Origin of the sequence: Aeromonas sp. s13 (assembly GCF_040907905.1) — a bacterium.
GTDB lineage: Bacteria > Pseudomonadota > Gammaproteobacteria > Enterobacterales > Aeromonadaceae > Aeromonas > Aeromonas veronii.
In genome coordinates this window covers 1-18,696 of the sequence record NZ_JBFOCS010000032.1, presented here as the reverse complement: position 1 = coordinate 18,696, position 18,696 = coordinate 1, and the positions used below count along the sequence as shown (strand labels likewise).

Annotated in this window: 17 protein-coding genes; 13 read left to right on the top strand and 4 right to left on the bottom strand. The window is 57.7% G+C overall.

Annotation, left to right across the window (positions count from 1 at the left end; genetic code table 11):
- Positions 1-237: 237 nt before the first annotated feature.
- The 4 genes from AB5Y82_RS04235 to map form a co-directional block, all read right to left on the bottom strand.
- Entirely contained in the window at positions 238-621 is a 384-nt protein-coding gene (locus AB5Y82_RS04235; RefSeq protein ID WP_005338583.1) for a DUF3461 family protein, read from the bottom strand.
- Between the two features lie 126 nt (positions 622-747).
- Positions 748-1,575, bottom strand: a complete 828-nt coding sequence (gene dapD / locus AB5Y82_RS04230; protein ID WP_005338581.1) for a 2,3,4,5-tetrahydropyridine-2,6-dicarboxylate N-succinyltransferase — start codon at positions 1,573-1,575, stop codon at positions 748-750.
- Positions 1,576-1,749: 174 nt separating this feature from the next.
- Positions 1,750-4,398 (bottom strand): bifunctional uridylyltransferase/uridylyl-removing protein GlnD, encoded by a 2,649-nt coding sequence (gene glnD, locus AB5Y82_RS04225; protein WP_159143187.1) that lies wholly within the window; start codon positions 4,396-4,398, stop codon positions 1,750-1,752.
- Positions 4,399-4,484: 86 nt separating this feature from the next.
- A complete protein-coding gene (map, locus tag AB5Y82_RS04220) occupies positions 4,485-5,273 on the bottom strand; it encodes a type I methionyl aminopeptidase (RefSeq protein ID WP_368173695.1) in 789 nt (262 codons plus the stop codon).
- A 371-nt stretch (positions 5,274-5,644) separates the two neighbouring features.
- Here map and rpsB point away from each other — a divergent pair, with 371 nt between their 5' ends.
- The 13 genes from rpsB (at position 5,645) to lpxA (ending at position 18,634) form a co-directional block, all read left to right on the top strand.
- Positions 5,645-6,373: a 30S ribosomal protein S2 gene (rpsB, locus tag AB5Y82_RS04215; RefSeq protein WP_005303470.1), complete on the top strand. Its 729-nt coding sequence runs from the start codon at positions 5,645-5,647 to the stop codon at positions 6,371-6,373.
- 104 nt (positions 6,374-6,477) lie between these two features.
- A complete protein-coding gene (tsf, locus tag AB5Y82_RS04210) occupies positions 6,478-7,359 on the top strand; it encodes a translation elongation factor Ts (protein WP_005338578.1) in 882 nt (293 codons plus the stop codon).
- Positions 7,360-7,430: 71 nt separating this feature from the next.
- Entirely contained in the window at positions 7,431-8,165 is a 735-nt protein-coding gene (gene pyrH, locus AB5Y82_RS04205) for a UMP kinase (RefSeq protein WP_005338577.1), read from the top strand.
- Between the two features lie 101 nt (positions 8,166-8,266).
- Positions 8,267-8,824 carry a ribosome recycling factor gene (gene frr, locus AB5Y82_RS04200; protein ID WP_005338576.1) on the top strand — a complete coding sequence of 186 codons (558 nt, stop codon included), beginning with the start codon at positions 8,267-8,269 and terminating at the stop codon, positions 8,822-8,824.
- A 72-nt stretch (positions 8,825-8,896) separates the two neighbouring features.
- Complete coding sequence (gene uppS / locus AB5Y82_RS04195; RefSeq protein ID WP_005338574.1) at positions 8,897-9,673, top strand: polyprenyl diphosphate synthase; 777 nt, start codon at positions 8,897-8,899, stop codon at positions 9,671-9,673.
- Between the two features lie 27 nt (positions 9,674-9,700).
- Positions 9,701-10,558 carry a phosphatidate cytidylyltransferase gene (locus tag AB5Y82_RS04190; protein ID WP_026034918.1) on the top strand — a complete coding sequence of 286 codons (858 nt, stop codon included), beginning with the start codon at positions 9,701-9,703 and terminating at the stop codon, positions 10,556-10,558.
- On the top strand, positions 10,558-11,754 hold the full coding sequence (gene ispC / locus AB5Y82_RS04185; protein WP_159143191.1) for a 1-deoxy-D-xylulose-5-phosphate reductoisomerase: 1,197 nt from the start codon (positions 10,558-10,560) through the stop codon (positions 11,752-11,754). The genes AB5Y82_RS04190 and ispC overlap by 1 nt, the downstream gene beginning before the upstream one ends.
- Positions 11,754-13,106: a sigma E protease regulator RseP gene (gene rseP / locus AB5Y82_RS04180; RefSeq protein ID WP_058058902.1), complete on the top strand. Its 1,353-nt coding sequence runs from the start codon at positions 11,754-11,756 to the stop codon at positions 13,104-13,106. Before ispC ends, rseP begins: the two co-directional genes overlap by 1 nt.
- A 34-nt stretch (positions 13,107-13,140) precedes the next feature.
- Entirely contained in the window at positions 13,141-15,666 is a 2,526-nt protein-coding gene (gene bamA, locus AB5Y82_RS04175) for an outer membrane protein assembly factor BamA (RefSeq protein WP_111899953.1), read from the top strand.
- Between the two features lie 149 nt (positions 15,667-15,815).
- On the top strand, positions 15,816-16,328 hold the full coding sequence (locus tag AB5Y82_RS04170; RefSeq protein ID WP_005338563.1) for an OmpH family outer membrane protein: 513 nt from the start codon (positions 15,816-15,818) through the stop codon (positions 16,326-16,328).
- Positions 16,329-16,331: 3 nt separating this feature from the next.
- Positions 16,332-17,351, top strand: coding sequence for a UDP-3-O-(3-hydroxymyristoyl)glucosamine N-acyltransferase (gene lpxD, locus AB5Y82_RS04165; RefSeq protein ID WP_005338561.1), 1,020 nt, complete (start codon positions 16,332-16,334; stop codon positions 17,349-17,351).
- A gap of 24 nt (positions 17,352-17,375) precedes the next feature.
- Positions 17,376-17,837, top strand: a complete 462-nt coding sequence (gene fabZ / locus AB5Y82_RS04160; protein WP_005338559.1) for a 3-hydroxyacyl-ACP dehydratase FabZ — start codon at positions 17,376-17,378, stop codon at positions 17,835-17,837.
- A 5-nt stretch (positions 17,838-17,842) separates the two neighbouring features.
- The gene (lpxA, locus tag AB5Y82_RS04155; RefSeq protein WP_005349773.1) at positions 17,843-18,634 is read left to right on the top strand and encodes an acyl-ACP--UDP-N-acetylglucosamine O-acyltransferase; all 792 of its coding nucleotides are present in this window, start codon (positions 17,843-17,845) and stop codon (positions 18,632-18,634) included.
- Positions 18,635-18,696 lie beyond the last annotated feature (62 nt).

The window sequence follows — 18,696 nt, the reverse complement described above, 5'->3', positions numbered from 1 at the left end:
GAGGCGAAAGCCTCCCTCTTGCTATTTCTGGTTATGGAGCGTGCGAGTCGCTGTAGATCGATCTCGGCAGGAGTCTCTTTGCCCAAGGAGCGATATATAGCGGGATGCCCTATGTCGGCACAACTGCTGGTGTGCCTCGCGGTGCCTTATCGCACGTCATCACCAGATAAACCCATATAAAGTCAGCCAATAAAAAGAGCGCCACATCGGGCGCTCTTTAAGCAAGAGGGGGGAGGGTTAGAGTTTCTCCAGATCCCGCTCAATCTCGCTGATCTTGTTCTGTACCACTTTTTCCAGATGGCGCAGGTCGCGCAGGATCTTCTGCTTGATGTCCGGGTCGGCTTGCTGATGGACGCCCTGGGTCAGGTTGTCCAGTTCATCCACCACATACTTGAGGTTGGCGTTGATCTCGGTGACATCCTTGTACTCATGGGTACCGGAGTCGACCAGCATGGTCTTGCGCTGGCGGGGATACTTGAATTTGACACTCTTGGCGAAGAACTCGCCCTTCTGCTTCTTGAAGTAGATCTTGAGGATGTCGTGGTTGGCCTCCTGGCGCAGGGTGTAGCTGTCGACGGAGGCGGGATCCTGGATCCCCAGGCTCTTCAGATTCTCGTACATCAGGCTTCCTCGGTTTGAAACGATCCTGTCCCATCCATCTTAACCGATGCCTCATGGCTTGCCTGTGACAGGGGCGCCAAAATGAAAAGGGCGCCATCAGGCGCCCTTTCATCACAGCAATGCTGATTACTCGTCGATGGAGCGCAGCAGGGCGTTGATGCCGACTTTGGCACGGGTTTTGGCATCGACCTTTTTGACGATCACCGCAGCGTAGAGGCTGTACTTGCCGCACTTGGAGGGCAGGGAGCCGGAGACGACCACGGAGCCAGCCGGTACGCGGCCGTAGTGGATCTCGCCGGTTTCACGGTCATAGATGCGGGTGGACTGGCCGATGAAGACGCCCATGGAGATGACGGAACCTTCCTCGACGATGACCCCTTCAACCACTTCGGAGCGGGCACCGATAAAGCAGTTGTCTTCGATGATGGTCGGGTTGGCCTGCAGCGGTTCCAGTACGCCGCCGATGCCGACGCCGCCGGAGAGGTGGACGTTCTTACCGATCTGGGCGCAAGAGCCGACAGTGGCCCAGGTATCGACCATGGTACCTTCGTCAACGAAGGCGCCGATGTTGACATAGGAGGGCATCAGCACGGTATTGGGGGCGATAAAGGAGCCTTTGCGGGCGGTCGCCGGCGGCACCACGCGCACACCCGCTTCCTTGAACTGCTCGGCAGTGTAGTTGGAGAATTTGAGGGGAACCTTGTCGTAGTACTGGGCATCATCGCCCTTGATGATGCCGTTGTCGTTGATGCGGAAGTAGAGCAGTACCGCTTTCTTCAACCACTGATGGACAACCCACTCACCGGCAATCTTCTCGGCAACCCGCGCCTTGCCGGAGTCCAGCAGGTCGATGGCTTGCAGGATGGCGGACTTGGTGGCGCTATCCACGGAGCCCGGAGTAATGGTGTCGCGGCGCTCGAAGGCCGCTTCAATGATCTGTTGCAACTCGGTCATGACAGGTTTCCTTTAAAAAATTCTGTTTGTTGTATCACACTTTTCCGACTGTTTTTAAGGGGTTGACCGGAATTCTTCCGGCCAGCGACCATTTCTTCATCCGGTGTGCGCCAACCAGTTGTTTGGTATGGCAAAAAACGCCCGACAATCAGCCTCTTTCGAATCACTCTTCGCTTAATCCAGTACCGATTGCTGGGGATTGAGCTGGTGTACCAGTCGCTCTTCCAGCTGTTTTTGCTGCTCGGCGGTCAATGGTTCGCCATCGAGGCTGGTCAGGCTGAAAAAGTCCTCGACCCGCTCGCCGAAAGTGGCGATTTTGGCGGCGTGCAGCGACAGTCCACACTGCTGGAAAACAGCACCGATCCGCGCCAGCAGGCCGGGAGTATCGAGGGCAGTCAGCTCCATCAGCGTGTGACGGCTCTCCCCTTTAGTGGGCGAAGAGCGGGGCAGGAAGACCACCCGGGTCGGCACGCTGAACTGGCGGTGGCGCCGTGACAGCGGCTTGTTGCGCAGCACCAGCTTGCCCGGCTCCTGCAGCGCCTTCTCCAGTGCCTTCTTGATGGTGGCGGTGCGGTTGGGGCTGATAGGTTCGCCGCTCGGCTCCAGCACCACGAAGGTATCGAGCACATAGTTGCTGCGCGAATTCATTATCTGGGCGTCGTGGATGTTGAGGTTCTTCTGATCCAGCGCCGAGGCGACGGTGGCAAACAGATTCGGGGTATCGCGGCAGTAGATAAACACCTCGCTGCCGCCGCGGGTCGGATGTTTGCCGATGATCACCAGCGGTGCCGGATTGTCGCCATGCTCGATGATGTGGCGGCAGTGCCAGGCGATCTGCTCCGGGCTGTGGCGCAGGAAGTAATCGGCCTTGAAGTCGCCCCAGAGCTGATTGATCGCCTCCTCCGGCACGTCACGCTGCGCCAGCAGCTGTTTGGCCTGACGCTGGTTTTCGCGAATGCGCAGCCGCATGTCGGGCGGGTTCTCCAACCCCTGGCGCAGCGCCTTCTGGGTGGCGAAGTAGAGCTCCCGCAGCAGGGTGCCCTTCCAGTCGTTCCACAGGGTATCGTTGGTGGCGCAGATATCGGCCACGGTGAGGCAGTAGAGCAGGTCGAGATGCTGCTCGTCGCGCACCTTCTGGGCAAAGTCGGTGACCACGTCGGGATCGTAGATATCGCGGCGCTGGGCGGTAACCGACATCAGCAGGTGATGGCGCACCAGCCAGGCGACCAGTCGGCTCTCGTAGCGATCCAGACCGTGCAACTGGCAGAACTCCAGCGCATCGACGGCGCCGAGTTCCGAGTGATCGCCGCGCCGCCCCTTGGCAATATCGTGAAACAGGGCGGCGATGCTGAGCAGCTCCGGTTTGCGCAGCCGGGTGAAGACCTCGTGGCAGAGCGGGTGGCTCTGGCGACTGGCCGGATTGGGGAACTGATGAATGTTCTTGAGCAGCCGATGGGTGTGCTCATCTACCGTGTAGGCGTGGAACATGTCGAACTGCATCTGGCCGACGATGAGGTTCCATTGCGGCAGATAGGCCGCCAGAATGCCGTACTTGTGCATCAGGGTGAGCGGCAGGCCGATGCCGTTGGGGTGGCGCAGCAGCGCCATAAAGAGGCGACGGCAGTCAGGCAAGTCCTGCAACCAGCAGTTGAGTTTGCGGCGCGCCTCGCGCAGTTGGCGCAAGGTGGCCGAGTGGATGCCCGCAATCTCGGGATGCTGGGCCATCTGATAGAAGAGGCGCAGGATGGCGGACGGTTCACGGCTGAACAGCTCCGCATCCACCGCATCGATGAGGCGGCCACGGAGCTGGAACTCGTCGGAGAGGCGGCGCACATCCATGGCGGTGTTGCCGAGGATCGCCTCGTCAAACAGCTGCAGCAGCATCTCGTTGAGTTCGGAGACCCGACGCACCGTCTGGTAGAAGCGCTTCATCATCTGCTCGACCGGAGTGTTGCCTTCCCCCTCGAACCCCAGCATCTGGGCCACGGTGCGCTGGCGATCGAACAGCAGGCGGTTATCTCCCTTGTTGATGGCCATGTGCAGGGCAAAGCGCACCTTCCAGAGAAAATTCTGGCAGTCGAGTAGTTCGCGATACTCGGCGCGATTGAGAAAGCCGTGGCTGGTCATCTCGAACAAGGTGGTGGCGCCAAAGTGGCGGCGGGCGACCCAGGCGAGGGTCTGAATATCGCGCAGGCCGCCCGGATTACTCTTGAGATCCGGCTCCAGCTTGTAGGCGGTGCCGAGAAACTGCTGGTGTCGCTCTGCTTGCTCCTGGCGCTTGGCGCGAAAGAAGGCTTCGCTTGGCCAGAAGTGCTGTGGGCCGGTGGCCTCTTTCAGTTGCCGGAAACCCTCCTGGCGACCTGTGATGTAGCGGGCCTCAATGAGGTTGGTGGCGACCGTAATATCGGCACGCCCCTGCTCGAGACACTCAGCCACGTTGCGCACCGCCTGACCCACCTCCAGCTTGAGATCCCACAGCAAGGTGATGAACTCACCGATGCGCAGCCCCAGCACCTCGTCCAGCTCGTCGCCATCATAGAGGATCAGCAGGTCGATATCGGAGTGGGGGTGCAGCTCGCCGCGACCATACCCCCCCACCGCGATGAGGGTGAGGTCGCTCTTGTCGAAGCCGAACTTCTGCCACAGCCGGCAGAGCAGCTGATCCATGTACTCGGAGCGGGTGGCAACCAGCTCGATGATGTTGTCACCGGCATCGAAACGGGCGTGCAGCCAGCCGAGAAAGCGGCTCAGGTACTCTTTGCAGTTGTCGCGAGTGAGCTGGTCATCGGGTAACAAATGGGGGGAAAGCAGGCTGGCGTCCATGGCATCTCACACGCAAGTGGCAGGCAAATGGCAGAAACAGAAGTAAAAACCCCGGCGCTTTGGAAGTTCAGGGCCGGGGTTCGATGTTAGCTGTGTTTGATGAAGCGGTCGATAGTGTCATCGGGGCGCAGGGTGAGCACCTCGCAGCCATCATCGGTCACCAGCAGGGTGTGTTCCCACTGGGCGGAGTCGCCGCCATCCTTGGTGGTCACGGTCCAGCCATCCTTCGGATTGACCTTGCAGTGATACTTCTTGCTGTTGACCATCGGCTCGATGGTGAAGCACATGCCCGCTTTCAGCTCCAGCTTGCCGCTGTTGCGGTAGTGGAGGATCTGCGGCTCTTCGTGGAACTCGGCACCGATGCCGTGACCGCAGTAGTCACGCACCACGGAGAAACCGGCCTTCTCGACGATGGGCTGGATCACTGCGCCAATCTCGGTGATGCAGGCACCCGGACGCACCTTCTTGATGGCGGCGTAGAGGCTCTTTTGCGCAACTTTGCAGAGCTGGCGGCGCAGCGGGGTGGTTTCACCCACGATGAACATGGCCGAGGTATCGCCGTGGTAACCATCCTTGATAACGGTGATATCCAGGTTGATGATGTCGCCATCGCGCAGCTTCTTGTGATTCGGGATACCGTGGCAGATCACATCGTTCACCGAGGTGCAGATGGATTTGGGGAAGCCGTGGTAGTTGAGCGGAGCTGGAACCGCCTGTTGTACGTCGACAATATAGTCGTGGCAGAGGGTGTTCAGTTCGTCAGTGGTGACGCCAGCTTTGACATGGGGCGCAATCATGACCAGCACATCGGCGGCCAATTGGCCGGCAACGCGCATCTTTTCAATCTCTTCCGGTGTCTTGATTTTAATGGACATGGGATCTCTCTTGCGGCCTGCCGCTGGGCCTGCGAGGGCAGACAGGACAGGTAATGAAAAATAGATGCGTTTGCAATCAGGGCAAAATTTTATCCGCAACCCCCTCGTACTTCCAGTGTGATTGTCATCACAACGTCAAATCGGCGTCGCAGCATCCTCTGGCGGGATCCATATTTACATCTGTTTAGGGTGTCGGCCGGTGGTGTCCTGAACAAAGTTATGGTATAAAGCGCGCCGGAATGGGGAACTTGCGTCCCGATTTCATCACCCTTACTTAAACAACACACACACATCGACACATATGCCGGGGTGCCTTAACGGGTCGGTTATATGGGATGTGTGGAGGCCTAACCCCAATACAGAGGTATAAAATGGCTAAAGTTTCTATGCGCGACATGCTGCAAGCCGGCGTTCACTTCGGTCACCAGACTCGTTACTGGAACCCGAAAATGAAATCCTACATCTTCGGTGCCCGCAGCAAAGTTCACATCATCAACCTGGAAAAAACTGTTCCGATGTTTGACGATGCCATGAACTTCATCAGCTCTGTAGCTGCCAAGAAAGGCAAGGTACTGTTCGTTGGTACCAAGCGTGCCGCGTCTGAAGCCGTAAAAGAAGCCGCTGAGCGTTGCGACCAGTTCTATGTAAACCACCGCTGGCTGGGCGGTATGCTGACCAACTGGAAAACCGTTCGTCAGTCTATCAAGCGCCTGAAAGATCTGGAAACCCAGAGCCAGGACGGTACCTTCGACAAGCTGACCAAGAAAGAGGCGCTGATGCGTACTCGCGAAATGGAAAAGCTGGAGAAGAGCCTGGGTGGTATCAAGAACATGGGCGGCCTGCCTGACGTTCTGTTCGTTGTCGATGCCGACCACGAGCATATCGCTATCAAAGAAGCCAATAACCTGGGTATCCCGGTAGTTTCCATCGTTGATACCAACTCCAACCCGGACGGCGTTGACTATGTCATCCCGGGTAACGACGACGCTATCCGTGCCGTACAGCTGTACCTGAATGCTGCTGCTGACACCGTACTGGAAGCTCGCGCTCAGGACATCGTTGTTCAAGCCGAACAAGATGGCTTCGTTGAAGCTGAGTAATTGATAAGGACTGTAAAGCCCTTATTAACCAAGCTGATGTAATTGGTTAGCAGGGGCCCTTGTGGCCCCTGTTTCTTGTCAATTCAAGACCGAGGATACTGGACATGGCTAACGTTACTGCCGCCCTGGTAAAAGAACTGCGCGAGCGCACTGCCGCTGGCATGATGGATTGCAAAAAAGCACTGGAAGAAGCTGCTGGTGATATCGAGCTGGCAATTGAGAACATGCGCAAATCCGGTCAGGCCAAAGCCGCCAAGAAAGCTGGCCGTATCGCCGCTGAAGGCGTTATCTTTGCTCGCACCGAAGGCAACGTTGCCGTCATGATCGAGCTGAACAGCGAAACCGACTTCGTCGCCAAAGATGCCAGCTTCATGGCAATGGGCCAGAAGATCGCTGACATCGCTGCGACCCAGAAAATTGCTGACGTTGACGCGCTGAAAGCCGCTGACTTCGGTAACGGCGAATCCGTCGAGCTGACCATCACCAACCTGATCGCCAAGATCGGTGAGAACATGAACCTGCGTCGCGTGATGCTGGTTGAAGGTGACAACCTGGGTACCTACGTTCACGGTTCCCGCATTGGTGTTATCACCAAGCTGACCGGTGGTTCTGCCGAGCTGGCCAAAGATCTGGCCATGCACGTTGCTGCCAACAGCCCGCAATTCGTCAAGCCTGAAGACGTGTCTGCTGAAGTCGTTGCCAAAGAGCGCGAAATCCAGATCGACATCGCCATCAACTCCGGCAAGCCGAAAGAGATCGCCGAGAAGATGGTTGAAGGCCGCATGAAGAAGTTCACCGGTGAGGTTTCCCTGACTGGTCAACCGTTCGTGAAAGATCCTTCCATGACCGTTGCCGAGCTGCTGAAGAAAGAAGGCGCTGACGTTGTCTCCTTCACCCGTTTCGAAGTGGGCGAAGGCATCGAGAAGCAAGAGACCGATTTCGCTGCTGAAGTTGCAGCCCAAATCGCGGCCGCTCAAAAGGCCTAATCGAACCGGTTTTTCCGTTTCCCCAGACCGCGACTTATGTCGCGGTCTTTATATGACCAGGAATCAGTGACATGAGTACCAATCCCAAACCTGCATACAGACGTGTTCTTCTGAAGTTGAGTGGTGAAGCCCTGCAAGGATCCGAGGGTTTCGGCATTGATCCGGCGGTGCTGGAGCGGATGGCCCAAGAGATCAAAGAACTGGTTGAGTTGGGTGTTCAGGTCGGTCTGGTCATCGGTGGCGGCAACCTGTTCCGTGGTGCCGGTCTTGCCAAAGCGGGCATGAACCGCGTGGTGGGCGACCACATGGGTATGCTGGCAACCGTGATGAACGGTCTGGCCATGCGTGATGCCCTGCATCGTGCTTATGTGAATGCCCGTCTGATGTCTGCCATCTCCCTGCAGGGCGTCTGCGACTCCTACAGCTGGGCCGAGGCAATCAGCCAGCTGCGTGCTGGCAAAGTCGTTATCTTCTCTGCCGGTACCGGCAACCCCTTCTTCACTACCGATTCTGCGGCTTGCCTGCGCGGGATCGAGATCGAAGCTGACGTGGTGCTCAAAGCCACCAAGGTTGATGGTGTATACAACGAAGATCCGGTCAAGAATCCGGATGCCGTGCTGTATCATGAACTGAGTTATGATGAAGTTCTTGAAAAAGAGCTCAAGGTGATGGATCTTGCTGCCTTTACCCTGGCACGTGACCATGATCTGCCGATCCGCGTGTTCAACATGAACAAACCGGGTGCTCTGCGCCGGGTTGTCATGGGTGAACCGGAAGGCACTCTGATCCACCACGTTGGTAAATAAGATAAAAGTGAGCCATCTGGCGCTCTTATCCTATCCATCACGTCAGTAAATAAGATAGACACGGGCCGTGTAGCGGCTCGTTCGCCAAAAGGAAAACCACTGTGATCAACGAGATTAAAAACGACGCCAAGGACCGTATGGGCAAGAGCGTAGAAGCGCTCAAGACCCAAATGTCCAAGATCCGTACCGGCCGCGCTCACCCGAGCCTGCTCGACGGCATCCAGGTTGAGTATTACGGTGCTGCCACTCCGCTGAAACAGTTGGCCAACGTCGTGGCAGAAGATGCTCGCACCCTCTCCATCTCCATTTTTGACCGCTCCATGATCCAGGCGGTAGAGAAGGCGATTCTGACCTCCGATCTGGGCCTGAACCCGTCCAGCAATGGCCAGACCCTGCGCGTGCCGCTGCCGCCGTTGACCGAAGAGCGCCGTCGCGACTTGACCAAGATCGTCCGTGCCGAAGCGGAAAACGCCCGTGTTGCCGTGCGCAACATCCGTCGTGACGCCAACGCTGATCTAAAAGCGCTGCTGAAGGACAAAGAGATCTCCGAAGACGACGACCGTCGCGCCCAGGAAGAGATCCAGAAGCTGACCGACTCCTACATCAAGCTGGTCGATGAGGCCCTTGCCGTAAAGGAGAAGGAGCTAATGGAAATCTAACCGTCTGAAAGGTATATTACGAGCGCCGTGTAGTGCCCCTGCACGGCGCTTTTGTCTTTGTGGGAGAATTACATGTCGCTTTTGGCTGCGTTGGGTGATTGTGCCAACTCGTCTTTACCCCGTCACGTCGCCATCATCATGGATGGTAACGGTCGCTGGGCCCAGAACCGAGGCAAGATGCGGGTTTATGGCCACAAGGCGGGCGTCAAGTCAGTGCGCGAGGCCGTTACCTTTGCTGCGCGTGCCAAGATCGAGGCATTGACCCTGTTTGCATTCTCCAGCGAGAACTGGCGCCGCCCGGAAGGGGAGGTCAGTGCCTTGATGGAACTGTTCATCACAGTGCTGGGTCGTGAGGTGCAGAAACTGCACAACAACGGGATCCGGCTCAAGGTGATTGGCGATACTGCTCGCTTTAGTGAGCGGTTGCAGGCCAAAATCGCCAAGGCGGAAGCCTTGACCGCCAATAACAAGGGGTTGACCCTGAACATTGCGGCCAACTATGGCGGCCAGTGGGATATCGCCCAGGCGGCCCGCAAGCTGGCTAAAGCAGTGGCGGCCGGTGAACTGGCCGCTGACGACATTGATGAATCCATGTTGACCCGCGAGGTTTGCATGGCCGATCTGCCACCCGTGGACCTGTTGATCCGCACCGGTGGCGATCATCGCATCAGCAACTTTGTGTTATGGCAGCTCGCCTATGCCGAGCTCTATTTTACCCCGGTATTGTGGCCCGACTTCAACGAGGCCGAGTTCAGTGAGGCGGTCGCCTCTTTCGTTGCCCGCGAGCGTCGCTTCGGTTGCACGGGTGAACAGATACGGGAATTGATCGCCGAGCAGCAGACCGGCTAAACCCCGCTCCCAAGAGAGAGGTTTCTTTTGCTAAAACAACGAATTATTACTGCTTTGATGTTGATCCCCCTGGTGTTGGGGGCGCTCTTCTTTCTGCCATTGAAATTTTTTGCCCTGTTGGCAGCGCTGGTGTTTTTGTTGGCCAGTCGCGAATGGAGTGGGTTTGTCTCTGCTGCTCCGCAGCAATGGTTGCCCATCGTATTTTGTCTGTTGCTCGGTGCCAGCCTCTTTTGGCTGCCGGTGGAGCAACTCTGGACGCCCCACCTGCACCCCCTCGTGATGGGCGTGCTCTGGACAGCGGTAAGCTGGTGGCTGCTGGGTCTGCTGCTGGTGCTGCGTTATCCCCAGAGCGCCAAGCTGTGGAAAGAGTCTATCTGGCTCAAGTCGCTGTTTGGTCTGGTGACTCTGGTTCCCTTCTTCTGGTCGCTGGTCGCCATCCGTGGTTACAACTTTTACCATGACCCCATGATGGGCGCCTGGATCCTGTTGTTCGTGATGGGACTGGTCTGGGCGGCAGATTCTGGCGCGTATTTTTTCGGCAAGGCGTTCGGTAAGCACAAGCTGGCACCGGCTGTGAGTCCGGGCAAAACCATCGAAGGAATGTGTGGCGGCCTCTTTACCGCCAGCCTGCTGGCCATCGGCGTTACCTGGTCGATGGGATTTGTTCCTGCCAAGATGATCACCGTGCTGTTTTGCTCTCTGCTGGCGGTGCTGGCCTCCGTACTCGGCGATCTGACCGAAAGCATGTTCAAGCGCGAAGCGGGCATCAAGGACTCTGGCACCCTGCTGCCGGGTCATGGCGGTATTCTCGACCGGATCGACAGCCTGACCGCCGCTCTGCCGGTGTTTCTGCTCAGTTATCTGCTACTCAGTCAGGAGTTTTGATGCACAAGTCACTGGTTATTCTGGGGGCCTCTGGCTCCATTGGTCAGAGTACCTTGAAAGTGCTGCGCCATAACCCGGGCAGTTGGCAAGTGTTGGCGTTGACCGCCGCCCACAACGTGGATGCCATGTTGCGGGACTGCCTCGAATTCTCCCCCCGTTTTGCCGTGATGGTCGATGAGGATGCCGCCCGTGAACTGGCTGCCCGTCTGAAAGCGCACGGCAGTGCGACCCGGGTCATGTCTGGTGCAGCAGCCCTCTGCGATGTGGCCGCTCACCCCGATGCCCATAGCGTGATGGCCGCCATTGTGGGGGCGGCCGGTCTGGCCCCGACCATGGCCGCGGTACGTGCCGGCAAGCGTATTTTGCTGGCCAACAAGGAGGCGCTGGTGATGTCCGGTGCTTTCTTCATGGAAGCCGTGCGCGAGCATGGCGCCGAGCTGCTGCCCATCGACAGCGAACACAATGCCATCTTCCAGTGTCTGCCGACTGCCGTGCAGCGCCAGCCCGGTTTTTGCGATCTGGCGGCGGCGGGGATCAGCAAGATTTTGCTGACCGGTTCTGGCGGCCCGTTCCGTTACACCGAGATCGGCGAGCTGGCCAAGGTGACACCGGCGCAGGCCATCGCGCATCCCAACTGGTCGATGGGGGCCAAGATTTCGGTCGACTCCGCCACCATGATCAACAAGGGGCTGGAGTACATCGAGGCGCGCTGGTTGTTCAATGCGGCGCCCGAGCAGATCCAGGTGGTGATCCACCCGCAGTCGGTGATCCACTCCATGGTGCAGTACAAGGATGGCTCCGTGCTGGCCCAGCTTGGCAATCCGGATATGTGTACCCCCATCGCCCATGCGCTGGCTTATCCCAATCGCATCCCTTCCGGTGTGGAACCTTTGGATTTCTTCAGTGTCGGAGAGTTCAGCTTTATCCGGCCTGATTACGATCGCTACCCCTGTCTGGCGTTGGCCATCAATGCCTGCCAGAAGGGACAAGCGGCGACCACTGCGCTCAATGCGGCCAACGAGGAGGCGGTTGCCGCCTTCCTGGCTGGGCGCATCGGTTTTATGGATATTGCCCGGATCAACGAGGCTGTGATGCTGGCACTGGAGAGCAGTGCCGTCGGTTCGCTCGATGATCTGTTTGCCCTGGACGGTGCGGCAAGAGCCCGGGCTCACACTTTGATTGAGGAGCTTGGCTGATGGGCGGTGTGTTGTGGAATATCGGTGCCTTTGTTGTTGCGCTGGGCCTGCTGGTCGCGGTGCACGAGTTTGGTCACTTCTGGGTGGCCCGTCGTTGTGGCGTCAAGGTTGAGCGCTTCTCTATAGGTTTTGGCAAGGCGATCTGGCGCCGGATGGGTAAAGATGGCACCGAATATGTGCTGGCGCTGATCCCGCTCGGTGGTTACGTCAAGATGCTCGATGGCCGGGTCGATGAACTCAAGCCCGGTGACGAGCAGTATGCCTTCAACCACAAGAGTGTCTGGGCGCGGATGGCGATTGTCGCCGCAGGTCCCATGGCCAACTTCGTCTTTGCCCTGTTTGCCCTCTGGCTGATGTTTATTATCGGGGTGCCGAGCGTCAAGCCGGTGATCGGTGAAGTGCGTCCGGCATCCATCGTTGCCGAGGCGGGTGTGCTGCCGGGGATGGAGATTGTCGGGGTCGGCGATGAGCAGACCGGTGACTGGGAGAGCGTCACTTACGCCCTTATCAGCCATCTGGGTGATGATGCAGTCACCCTGAAAGTGCAGGCACCCAATACCAGCTATGCCACCGATAAAACCTTGTCGCTGACCGGCTGGACCTTCGATCCGGATAAAGAGTCGCCCATCGGCAGCTTGGGGATCGTCCCCCTTAGTGGCAAAGTGCTGCCCGTCGTGGCTGCCGTGGTGCCCAAGAGTGCCAGTGAAAAGGCGGGGCTGCAGGTCGGTGACCGCATCAAACAGGTCGGCGATCAGCCTATTACCGCGTGGGCCCAGTTTGTCGAACTTGTGCAGCAGGCACCGGGTGAACCCCTGCAAGTGGTGGTTGAGCGCAACAACAGTGATCTCAACGTGACTCTGACCCCGGATAGCCGCAAGGTGCAGGGCAAGCTGGTAGGATTCGTCGGTCTCTCGCCGCAACTGGTTCCATTACCGGATGAATATCGAATTCTGTTACAGTATGGGCCTTTGCAGGCGCTGTGGCATGGCGCGGACAAGACCTGGAGCCTGATCACGCTCACCTTTGACATGATTGGCAAGTTGATCGGTGGCATCGTGTCACTGGACAACCTGAGCGGCCCCATCTCCATTGCCAAGGGCGCCGGCAGCAGTGCCGACTATGGTCTGGTCTATTTCTTGAGTTTTCTGGCGCTGATCAGCGTCAACCTGGGGATTATCAATCTGTTCCCCCTGCCGGTGCTCGATGGTGGCCATCTGGTCTATTTCCTGATCGAAGCGGTCACCGGCAAGCCGGTATCAGAGAAAATACAGGAAGTGGGTTTCAGGATCGGCGCCGCCATTCTGATGTTATTGATGGGCATTGCGCTGTTTAACGATTTCGCTCGCCTCTGAGGCCAGAGCATCAACAAGGACACATAAGAACAAAATGGCTGTTAAAAAAGCATTGGTGTTGAGTTGCCTGCTGGGTGCCAGTTTCCTGGCCCAGGCGGCCCCTGCCTCTTTTGTGGTGCAAGATATCCAGGTCGAAGGTCTGCAACGGGTGACCCTGGGTGCCGCACTGTTGAACCTGCCGATCCGGGTCGGTGATACCGTCGATTCCGTGGCTCTGGCCAGCGCCATCAAAAAGCTCTATGCCTCGGGTAACTTCGAGGATGTGAAGGTTTACCGTGACGGCCAGGTGCTGCAGGTGATGGTCAAGGAGCGTCCGACCATCTCCAGCATCGAGTTTGCCGGCAACAAGGATATCAAAGAGGAGCAACTGACCCAGAGTCTGGAGTCCTCCGGTATCCGTGTGGGCGATCCGCTGGATCGCACCGTGCTCACCTCCCTCGAGAAGGGACTGGAAGATTTCTACTATGGCGTGGGTAAATACTCCGCCAAGGTCAAGGCCATCGTCACCCCGTTGCCGCGTAACCGGGTCGACCTCAAGTTCACCTTCGTGGAAGGGGAAGCGGCCAAGATCCAGCAGATCAACATCGTCGGCAATAGCGTCTTCCCTGAAGAGAAGCTGATTGCCCAGCTCTCTTTGCGCGACGAAGTGCCCTGGTGGAACTTTACCGCCGACCAGCGCTATCAGAAGCAGAAACTGGCCGGTGATATCGAGACCCTGCGCTCCTACTACATGGATCGCGGTTATATCCGCTTCCAGCAGGAGTCTACCCAGGTCTCCATGACCCCCGACAAGAAGGGCGTCTACGTTACCCTCAACATCAAGGAAGGGGATCAGTACAAGGTCTCCGGTGTCCAGCTCAAGGGTGACCTGATCGATCGCGGTGGTGAGATGAAGGGATTGATCCCGATCGCCATCGGCAGCACCTACTCCGCCAGCCAGGTGACTCATACCGAAGAGGTGCTCTCCAAGTTCCTCGGCCGCTACGGCTACGCCTATCCGAAAGTGGTCACCTTCCCGCAGATCAATGACAAAACCAAGGAAGTGGAGCTGATCGTCAACGTTGAGCCGGGCCCCCGTGTCTATGTGCGCAATATCAACTTCAGCGGTAATGCCACCACCGAAGATCAGGTGCTGCGTCGCGAGATGCGCCAGATGGAAGGCACCTGGCTCTCTTCCGACAATATCGAGCAGTCCAAGAGCCGTCTCAACCGCCTTGGCTACTTCGAGAGCGTCGAAGTGGACACCAAGCGGGTGCCTGGCAACGATGACCTGGTCGATCTCGACTTCAAGGTCAAGGAGCAGCCAGCAGGCTCCATCAACGCCGGTATCGGTTACGGCACTGAGTCAGGTCTGAGCCTGCAGGCGGGGATCTCCCAGGACAACTTTATGGGCACCGGTAAAAAGGTCTCCATCAACGCCAGCACCAACGACTATTCCAAGAACGTTGACCTGAGCTACAACGACCCCTACTTCACCGTGGATGGTGTCAGCCTGGGTGGTCGGGTTTACTATAACCAGTTCCGCGCCGATGATGCCGATATCGTTGATTACGAGAACGAAACCATCGGTTTCCGTCTCTCCAGCGGCTTCCCGGTCAACGAGTTCAATCGTCTAGACTTCAGTACCGGTATCGAGAGCACCAAGCTGAGCCGCCCTTCCTTTAATGCGCAAAATTATGCTCAGTGTGTGAGTGAAAATCAGAGCAATCCTGATTACTGCTGGGATCAGTGGAACGATAACCGTCAGTCGGTACAGATGGATCAGTTCTGGAATATCTACTCACAGGATGGTTCCAATCTCGACTTCGTGACCATCGATGTGACCGCTGGTTGGACCCGCTCCACCCTGAACAAGGGGATGTTCCCGACCGCCGGTGACCGCCAGCGTGTCAACGCCAAGGTGACCGTGCCGGGGATGGAACTGCAGTACTACAAGCTCTCTGCCGAAGATGCCCACTACTTCCCGCTCGATGCGGATCATAACTGGGTGATGATCGGCAAGGGGCGCGTCTCCTACGGTAACGGTTATGGCGATGACCCCATGCTGCCGTTCTTCGAGAACTACTATGCCGGCGGTTTCGATACGGTACGTGGCTTCAAGAGCAACACCATTGGTCCCAAGGCGATTTACAAGACCTACAACAAACCGGGGGTTGGCACTTGTACTGGCAGTCAACCTTGTGAGACCGGCAGTTATGAAGGTTCCGACACCTCGGTGGGCGGTAACGCTCTGGCCGTTGCAACACTGGAGCTGGTCTTCCCGACCCCGTTCGTCTCCGAGACCTATCGTCCGCAGATCCGTTCCACCGTTTTTATGGACGCAGGTACCGTCTGGAGCACTGATTTTGCCAACGGAGCATATCCTTGCGCCGCCGGTTCTGATTGCAACTATCTGAGCCAGGACTACTCCAGCCCGGGCAATATCCGGGTCTCTGCCGGTGTCTCCCTGCAGTGGCTCTCGCCGATGGGCCCGCTGGTGTTCGCCCTGGCCAAGCCGATCAAGAAATACGAAGGGGATCGTACCGAGTTCTTCTCCTTCAACATCGGTCGTACTTTCTAAGCAGAGTTTCGCCCCCACCCATGCGGTGGGGGTCTTCAATGATGGGACGCGCGGTATGCGTGCCTCACCAGGTAACAAGACGGTCCTAACGCCGCTTGCATAATCGGGTAAATCAGGTAGCCCTCGCCATGAGGGAACAAGGAGTAAGTGTGAATAAAGCGTTGAAAGTAGCTGGTTTGAGCTTTGCACTGATGGCTGCCGGCATGGGTTCTGCCTTCGCTGAGACCAAGATCGCCGTGGTCGACATGGGCGAAGTCTTCCAAAAGCTGCCCCAGCGTGAAGCCGTTGCAGCCAAGCTGAAAGGTGAATTCGAGCCGCGCATGCGTGAGCTGCAGAAGTTGGAACAGGAAGGCCAGAAGCTGGTCGAGAAGTTCCGCAAGGATGAAGCCTTCATGAGCGCCGAGCAGAAGAAGCAGAACCAGGAGAAGCTGGCCAAGCTGCAGATGGAGTTCAACCAGAAGCGTCAAGCCTTTGAGCAGGACAATGGTCGCCGTCAGTCCGAAGAGCGCAACAAGATCCTGACCAAGGTGCAGGCTGCCATCGATTCCATCGCCAAGAGCAATGGTTACGATCTGGTGCTGGAGCGCAATGCCGCCCCGTATGCCGCCAGCAAGCTGGACATCTCCGGCCAGGTTATTTCTCAGGTAAGCAAGAGCAACTAATTGATGGCATTCACTCTCGCACAGCTGGCCCAGCAACTGGGGGCCCAGGTCCATGGCGACGGAACCCTGGAAATCCGCAAGGTAGCGACACTGGAAAAGGCCGGGGAGGGGGATATCACCTTCCTGTCCAACAAAAAGTACCGGCACTATCTGGAGCAGAGCAAGGCGACCGCCGTGCTCATTACAGAAGCGGATCTGCCATTTTGTCCCACCAATGCCCTGGTGCTCAAAGACCCCTATGTGGGCTTTGCCCGGGTAGCCCAACTGCTGGACACTACCCCGCAGCCGGCCACGGATATCCATCCGAGCGCCGTTATCGCGGCTGACGTGCAACTGGGCGAGAGAGTGGCTATCGGCGCCAATGCAGTGATCGAATCCGGCGTCGTGCTGGGTGACGATGTACGCATTGGCCCGGGCTGTTTTGTTGGCAAAAATACCCGGCTGGGAGCCCGCTCCCGGCTGTGGGCCAACGTCACCCTCTATCACAATGTGACCATGGGTACCGACTGTCTGGTTCAATCCGGCACAGTGATCGGCGCCGATGGTTTCGGTTATGCCAACGAGCGTGGCGAGTGGATCAAGATCCCCCAGCTCGGCGGTGTGACTATTGGCAACCGGGTCGAGATCGGTGCCTGTACCACCATTGATCGCGGTGCGCTGGAAGATACCCGCATCGCTGACAACGTCATCATCGACAACCAGTGCCAGATCGCCCACAACGTCGAGATCGGCTATGGCACCGCCGTGGCGGGCTCCACCGTGATGGCAGGTAGTCTCAAGGTCGGCAAATACTGTATCATTGGCGGCGCTTCCGTCTTTAACGGGCATATGGAGATCTGCGACCAGGCGACCGTTACCGGTATGGCCATGGTGATGCGACCCATTACCGAGCCCGGTGTCTACTCTTCCGGCATCCCTCTGCAAACCAATAAAGAGTGGCGCAAGACCGCCGCCCGGGTGATGCGTATCGAAGAGATGCACAAGCGGTTAAGCAAGCTTGAGAAGAAGCTGGATCAAGAATAATCACGATTGGTATAGGGTACTGTTTTGACTACTGAAAAGAAGAGCCTGGGTATCCAGGAAATCATGGATCTGCTGCCCCACCGTTATCCTTTCCTGATGGTGGATCGTGTAGACGACTACGAGATCAGCGATGAGCGCAAAACCCTGCGCGCCATCAAGAACGTCTCGTTCAACGAGCCGATCTTCCAGGGGCACTTCCCGGCCAAGCCGGTGTTCCCGGGCGTACTGATCCTGGAAGCGATGGCACAGGCCACCGGTATCCTGGCCTTTACCATGGTGGGCAAGCCGTCTCCCAACGAACTCTATTATTTTGCCTCAATCGACAACGCTCGCTTCAAGCGCCCGGTCGGCCCCGGTGACCAACTGGTGCTGGACGTGGAGTTCCTGAAAGAGCGTCGCGGTATTGCCAAGTTCACCGGTGTCGCCACCGTCGACGGTGAAGTGGTCTGTACCGCCGAGCTGATGTGCGCCAAACGCGAGGTTTAACACACGTGATCGACCAGACTGCCATCATTCACGATACTGCCATCGTCCATGAGTCTGCCGTGATCGGTAAAGGGGTTGAAATCGGCCCCTTTTCTGTCATCGGCGCCGAGGTGGAAATCGGTGACAACACCTGGGTAGGTTCCCATGTGGTGATCAAGGGCCCGACCAAGATTGGTTGCGGCAACAAGATCTTCCAGCACACCTCCATCGGTGAGGATTGCCAGGACAAGAAGTATGCCGGTGAGCGCACCTTCCTCGAGATTGGCGACAACAACGTCATTCGCGAGAACTGCACCTTCCACCGTGGCACCATTCAGGATCAGAGCCTGACCAAAGTGGGCAGCGGTAACCTGTTCATGGTCAACGTTCACGTTGCCCATGACTGCATCATCGGTGACAACTGCATCTTCGCCAACAACGCGACCCTGGCGGGCCACGTGGTGATCGGTGACTTCGTGATCTTTGGTGGTCTCTCCGCCATTCACCAGTTTGGCCGCGTCGGCTCCCACGCCTTCGTCGGTGGCTGCGCCGCCCTGAACAAGGACGTGCCGCCTTACGTAATGGCCGCCGGCAACTACGCCAAGCCGTTCGGGGTCAACTCTGAAGGTCTGCGTCGCCGCGGTTTCAGCGCCGAGGCCATCTCTGCCGTCAAGCGTGCCTACAAAGAGATCTTCCGTTCCGGCAAGACCATCGAAGAGGTGCTGCCGGTGCTGATCGAGATGGCGCAAGCCGAACCGGCCGTCCAGCTCTATGTGGACTTCCTCAAAGATAACGAGCGCGGGATCATCCGTGCCTGATCCGGTTCGTATCGGTATCGTCGCCGGAGAGGTCTCCGGCGACATTCTGGCTGCCGGTCTGG

Bases quoted from the DNA above. Each gene is read 5' to 3' on its own strand.
- AB5Y82_RS04235 (WP_005338583.1), bottom strand. From the start codon at position 621: ATGTACGAGAATCTGAAGAGCCTGGGGATCCAGGATCCCGCCTCCGTC.
- dapD (WP_005338581.1), bottom strand. From the start codon at position 1,575: ATGACCGAGTTGCAACAGATCATTGAAGCGGCCTTCGAGCGCCGCGAC.
- glnD (WP_159143187.1), bottom strand. From the start codon at position 4,398: ATGGACGCCAGCCTGCTTTCCCCCCATTTGTTACCCGATGACCAGCTC.
- map (WP_368173695.1), bottom strand. From the start codon at position 5,273: ATGTCCATTAAAATCAAGACACCGGAAGAGATTGAAAAGATGCGCGTT.
- rpsB (WP_005303470.1), top strand. From the start codon at position 5,645: ATGGCTAAAGTTTCTATGCGCGACATGCTGCAAGCCGGCGTTCACTTC.
- tsf (WP_005338578.1), top strand. From the start codon at position 6,478: ATGGCTAACGTTACTGCCGCCCTGGTAAAAGAACTGCGCGAGCGCACT.
- pyrH (WP_005338577.1), top strand. From the start codon at position 7,431: ATGAGTACCAATCCCAAACCTGCATACAGACGTGTTCTTCTGAAGTTG.
- uppS (WP_005338574.1), top strand. From the start codon at position 8,897: ATGTCGCTTTTGGCTGCGTTGGGTGATTGTGCCAACTCGTCTTTACCC.
- ispC (WP_159143191.1), top strand. From the start codon at position 10,558: ATGCACAAGTCACTGGTTATTCTGGGGGCCTCTGGCTCCATTGGTCAG.
- rseP (WP_058058902.1), top strand. From the start codon at position 11,754: ATGGGCGGTGTGTTGTGGAATATCGGTGCCTTTGTTGTTGCGCTGGGC.
- bamA (WP_111899953.1), top strand. From the start codon at position 13,141: ATGGCTGTTAAAAAAGCATTGGTGTTGAGTTGCCTGCTGGGTGCCAGT.
- lpxD (WP_005338561.1), top strand. From the start codon at position 16,332: ATGGCATTCACTCTCGCACAGCTGGCCCAGCAACTGGGGGCCCAGGTC.